General features: G+C 52.0%; 4 protein-coding genes. 3 read left to right on the forward strand and 1 reads right to left on the reverse strand.

Going from position 1 to position 5,289, the window contains the following annotated elements; genetic code table 11:
• The 3 genes from ACYVTD_RS09500 to ACYVTD_RS09510 all read left to right on the forward strand — a co-directional run.
• A partial coding sequence (locus ACYVTD_RS09500) for an NAD-binding protein (protein ID WP_461247538.1) occupies positions 1-779 on the forward strand: 779 nt, incomplete at its 5' end.
• A gap of 22 nt (positions 780-801) precedes the next feature.
• Entirely contained in the window at positions 802-1,995 is a 1,194-nt protein-coding gene (locus ACYVTD_RS09505; protein WP_461247539.1) for a TrkH family potassium uptake protein, read from the forward strand.
• On the forward strand, positions 1,992-3,455 hold the full coding sequence (locus ACYVTD_RS09510) for a TrkH family potassium uptake protein (protein ID WP_461247540.1): 1,464 nt from the start codon (positions 1,992-1,994) through the stop codon (positions 3,453-3,455). Before ACYVTD_RS09505 ends, ACYVTD_RS09510 begins: the two co-directional genes overlap by 4 nt.
• On the opposite strand, the gene ftsH is transcribed toward ACYVTD_RS09510, so the two are convergent.
• A partial coding sequence (ftsH, locus tag ACYVTD_RS09515; protein WP_461247541.1) for an ATP-dependent zinc metalloprotease FtsH occupies positions 3,430-5,289 on the reverse strand: 1,860 nt, incomplete at its 5' end. The genes ACYVTD_RS09510 and ftsH overlap by 26 nt on opposite strands.

A 5,289-nucleotide genomic window follows, 5' to 3' on the forward strand; every position in this document is an offset into this window, starting at 1 on the left:
GCATCCATGTTCTCGCGGACAACAAGAACCTGCCGGCAATTTACAAGTTGGCGGGGGACACCCAAAAACCAATCCACAAAATCGGCATCGCGGGCGGCGGCAAGCTTGGAGCGCTGATCGCGGAAGGGCTTTTAGAGAAAGACAGCGTGATTAACCGGAACATAAACAACAAACAGGCGGGAAACCACCGCGTGATTTTTATAGAGAAAGATTCAAAAACATGTTATAAACTCGCCGCCCGTTTCCCGGACGCGCTTGTCCTGCGCGAAGACATTTCCGATGAGAGCTTCTCAACCGACGAGGAATTAAAAGGCCTTGACTGCCTTATCACTGCCACGACCAACGAAGAACTGAACATCTTTACCGCCGTGTACATGAAATCAAAAGGGGTCACGCGGACAATCGCAATCGTGAACGGCTCCGGCTACGCGGAGATGGCTCGGCATTTGGGCGTCGACGTGGTAATCCCGATGATGTCCGTCGTGGTGGACTCGATTCTTTCCCACCTTATGGGCAGTAACGTGAAGGAAGTACATTCGTTGGGATACGAGAACATCGACTTAATCGAAGCCGAGATCGGAAGGAACGCGCCCGTCATCGACAAGCCGATTTCCGCGTTCAAACTTACGGACGGCGGCCTTCTGCTCCTTGTCAAACGGGAAGGGATTTCCTTTATCCCGAAAGGCGACTACATATTCAAGGAAGGCGACCGCATCGTCGTAATCGCCAGCGTAGACAGCCATTCGGAGATAGAGAAATATTGCCGCCCAAAACAATAGCCGGATGTCCGTTGGAGTATGAATGAGAAAACAATTTACGCTTGTTTTTTTAGCGTTGCTCGTCATCTGCCTCCTCGGCGCCCTTCCGTTTTTTTTCTCGAACTACATCCCCAACTTTACGGACGCTTTTTTTGAAAGCGTGTCCGGCTTTACGACCACGGGCGCCACGGTACTGAAAGACATCGAAGCCCTGCCCCGCGCCCTTTTGTTCTGGAGAGCCCTTACCCAGTGGATCGGCGGATTAGGCGTTCTGCTATTTGTAACCAGAAGTTTTCAGAACCAAAAGAAAGAGGCTCTCTATATCCTTCCAATAATCTACGCCGCCCTTACCGCCCTTCAGTTTCTTTTGCTTTCCGTTTTCGGTCTGGGCTGGTTCGACGCTCTTACCCATTCGATGTGCACCATGTCCACGGGCGGGTTCAGCGTCAGGAACGGCGGCATCGCACATTACGGCAACGCGGCGGCGGAATGGGTCTGCGTGCTTTTCATGTTCATGTCGGGGATTAACCTTACGCTTGTCTGGCGGACTTTTCGCGGAAAGGCGGAAAATGTTTTTCGCAATACCGAAACAAGGGTATATGCGGGAATTATTTTGATAGCGGCGGTAATCGTTGCCGCCGTGATATTTACGCAGAGTGCGACTACTGCGACAGCAGAGCCTCTTAACAGAGCCGCGTCTCTAACTACGGCGGCGCGACAGGCTTTCTTCCATGTTACTTCGGCAATCAGCACCTGCGGATTTTACAACGCGGACTACAACATTTGGCCGTCGGCCGCGCAAGGCGTGATATTTTTTCTCCTGTTAATAGGCGGCTGTTCGGGCTCCGCCGCGGGAGGAATCAAAGTCGTCCGCCATGTCGTGCTTTCAAGGCAGTCGGGGAACGAGATGAAGCGCTTTATCTACCCGCGCGGCATATTCGACATACCGTTGGACGGCAAAAGCGGAAATAAAAAAGCGGTTTACCCCGCCGCTGGATTCTTATTCCTTTATTTTCTCGTACTTTTTTTAACGGCACTGCTTGTAAGTTCAAGCGGCATCGACGTGTTTGATTCGTTTAAGACCGCGCTCGTCTGCCTTGGGAACACCGGCCTAGGTCTTTGTGTCGCCGATTTTCCCGCCTATGTTAAATGGGGGCTTTGCCTTGTGATGATGGCGGGCAGGCTGGAACTTTGGGCGGTGCTAGTAATTTTAAGCGGGGTATTCTCACGAAAATGATAATTCTGCAAGAACGCCAAAACAAATTATTCGTCCTTTTCCGCCTGCTTCTCGCCCTGCTCGGATTTATTCCGTTAATAATGATATTCCCGCTAATCACGGCGGTAGCCGACGGCGAGGAAAAAATGATTTTCTCTTTCGCGTCGGTAATGGCGGTAATATTAATTCTGGCGGCGGTAAGCTTCCTTTCCCTACGCAGAAAGAAACTGAACCTAAACGCGAAAGACGGATTCCTTATCGTTTTTGCGGTATGGGTCTTCGCGAGCTTTATCGGGGCGGTACCTTTTTACCATTACGGCCTGAACTTTACCGACGCATTTTTTGAGAGCGCCTGCACCTTCGCCACTACGGGGGCGACGACAATCGGCGACGTCGAAGCCCTGCCCCGTTCTCTCCTGCTCTGGCGAAGCATAGCCCACTGGTTCGGCGGCATCGGGATAATCCTCGTCTCCGTCGCCCTTCTTCCCCTGCTCGGGGTAGGCGGCTTTCAGTTAATCAAAGCGGAAGAAACCGGCCCCGAAAAAGAAAAGCTCACGCCGAAGGTTACCGTTACCGCGAAACTTTTGTTTTTTGTTTACAGCGTGTTAACATTGATACTTTTCGTCCTCTATCTTATTGGCGGAATGAACTGGTTCGACGCCGTCTGCCAGAGTCTCGCAGCGCTCGCCACGGGCGGGGTGAACGTGAGAAACAAGGGGCTTGCCGCATGGGACTCAGCCTTCATCGATGGCGTAACCACCGTCTTCCTTCTGCTTGCGGGGATAAACTTCAACCTTTACTGCAGGGCGCTTCAAGGAAAATTGATCGAGATAAAGAACAATGTTGAGATCAAAGCGTATCTCGGCATCTTTGCCGTAGCCGCGATAATTATCACTTTCTCGCTCTTCCCCGTTTACGGCTCCGTATCAAGCGCGTTCCGCTACGCGTCGTTTCACAGCGCGTCGATTCTTTCCACCGCAGGAAGTACGACCGCGAACTTTGAAGAGTGGCCCTCCCTGGCGAGAACGGTTTTATTTATACTGATGTTCGCGGGCGGCTGTTCAGGTTCCACGGCGGGCGGCATCAAGATAATACGCCATGTCATTCTTTGGAAGCAGGTTAAAAATGAAACCTTGCGCATGCTCTACCCGCAGGGCGTTTTCAGAATACAGATAAACAACCGCGTAGGCCGCAACGACGTGGTATACGGAGTGTCCGGCTTTATCTTCATGTATCTTTTTGTAATCATGATTGTCACCCTTATTACCGCCGCTTCTGGAATCGATCTTTTTACTTCGCTAAGCGCCGCCCTTTCGATTACCGGAAACATTGGGGCGGGCTTTGGGGCGATAGGCCCCGGCCGCGACTACGGCTTTTTCGCGGATCATATCAAATGGCTCTTTTCGTTCGTGATGATCGCGGGGCGGCTTGAAATGTGGACGGTGTTTATTTTATTTACGCGTATATACTGGCGGAAGTAACCCCAAGCAACTGCTTGAATTCTTTTTCGTCCAGGGTTTCTTTTTCCAGAAGCGCGGCGGCGATGCTGTCCAATATAACGCGCCTGTCTTCCAGTATCTTCCTCGCCTTGTCGTATTCAACTTCGATAATCCGCGCGATTTCCTCATCGACATACTGCTGGGTACTTTCGGCGTATTCGCGGTGAAACGTCGGCTCCTGCCTCTCCTGCCCCGTCATGCTCACGCCGCGCGAAGTAAGGGCGACGTTGCGGAAGCGGCCGCTCATTCCGTAATCGGTAATCATCTTGCGGGCGATGTCCGTCGCCTTGGTAAGATCGCTCGCGGCGCCCGTTGAATATTCGCCTGAGATCATTTCTTCGGCGATGCGCCCGCCCAGAAGAATGTCTATCCTTCCCAACAGGTCGGATTCCGTAATCGTATAGCGGTCTTCAAGCGGAAGCTGCAACGTGTAACCGAGCGCGAACCCGCGCGGAATAATCGAAATTTTCTGAACGGGGTCCGCGTTGGGGGTAAAGGCCGCGACCATCGCATGGCCGGCCTCGTGGTAGGCGGTAAGTTTTCTTTCCTCTTCCTTGATTACCCTAGTTTTCTTCTGTAGTCCTGCCACGGTCTTTTCGATGGCTTCGTCAAAATCTTTCTGCGTTACAAGTTTGCGCCCCGCCCTTACCGCCAAAAGCGCGGCTTCGTTTACGATGTTGGCGAGGTCTGCTCCCGAAAAGCCTGACGTGATTCTGGCAACGACTTCAAGATCGACATTGGAAATCCCCATAATGTTCTTTGAATGAATTTTTAAAATCGCTTCCCTGCCCTTTACGTCGGGCTTGTCAACAAGCACCTGCCTGTCGAAGCGGCCGGGACGCAGAAGCGCGGGGTCTAGCACGTCGGGGCGGTTGGTGGCCGCAAGAAGGATAAGCCCGCTTGTGCCGTCAAAGCCGTCCATCTCAACCAAAAGCTGGTTTAGCGTCTGCTCGCGCTCATCGTTGCCGCCCGAAATGCTGTTTATCCTGCTCTTGCCGATAGCGTCCAATTCATCGATAAAAATAATGCAGGGCGCTTTTGTTCTCGCCTGTTTGAACAAATCCCTAACGCGGGCCGCTCCCACGCCGACAAACATTTCAACAAAGTCCGCCCCGCTCATGCGGAAGAAAACGACTCCCGCTTCCCCTGCCACCGCGCGGGCCAGCAAAGTTTTCCCGGTTCCGGGCGGCCCTACAAGCAGTACGCCCTTGGGAATCTTTCCGCCGATGTCCTTGTACTTCTGCGGGCTTTTCAAAAAGTCGACTACCTCGACAAGTTCTTCTTTCGCCTCGTCTACACCGGCTACGTCGCTAAAGCGGGTAACAATGTCCCCTTCCGCGACAATCACAGCGCGGTTTTGCCCGACGGAAAGAACATTGCCGCCTATATTGCCGATGCGCTTAAAAACAAAGCGCCAAATAATTATGAAAAACGCAATCGGCAAAACCCAACTGACGATAAAGCCGAGTATGGCGTTACCTTCGCGCGGAACCGCGCCGTACGCGACTTTATTTTCGTCTAAGAATTTGAGGAAGTTTTCATCCCAGATGGACACAGTGCGGTAAACTTTATCCTGAGCGGACGAATACGAAGACCGCGCCAGACGCGACAGCGAATTGTCGCGCTTGGAAACATTTGTATATCCGGTAAAGTAGGCTTCGGTTAATTCCACGCGCTTGATTTCGCCGGAAGCAATACGCGACTTAAACTCGGAAAAATCAATGGATGAATTTGACTTGTTAAAAAACACATAATTAAAAAGGCTAATCCCTATAAAAATGACGGCAATATAGATAAGAAGGTACTTCCACCCGCC

Source organism: Treponema sp. R6D11 (assembly GCF_054786075.1).

Bases quoted from the DNA above. Each gene is read 5' to 3' on its own strand.
- ACYVTD_RS09505 (WP_461247539.1), top strand. From the start codon at position 802: ATGAGAAAACAATTTACGCTTGTTTTTTTAGCGTTGCTCGTCATCTGC.
- ACYVTD_RS09510 (WP_461247540.1), top strand. From the start codon at position 1,992: ATGATAATTCTGCAAGAACGCCAAAACAAATTATTCGTCCTTTTCCGC.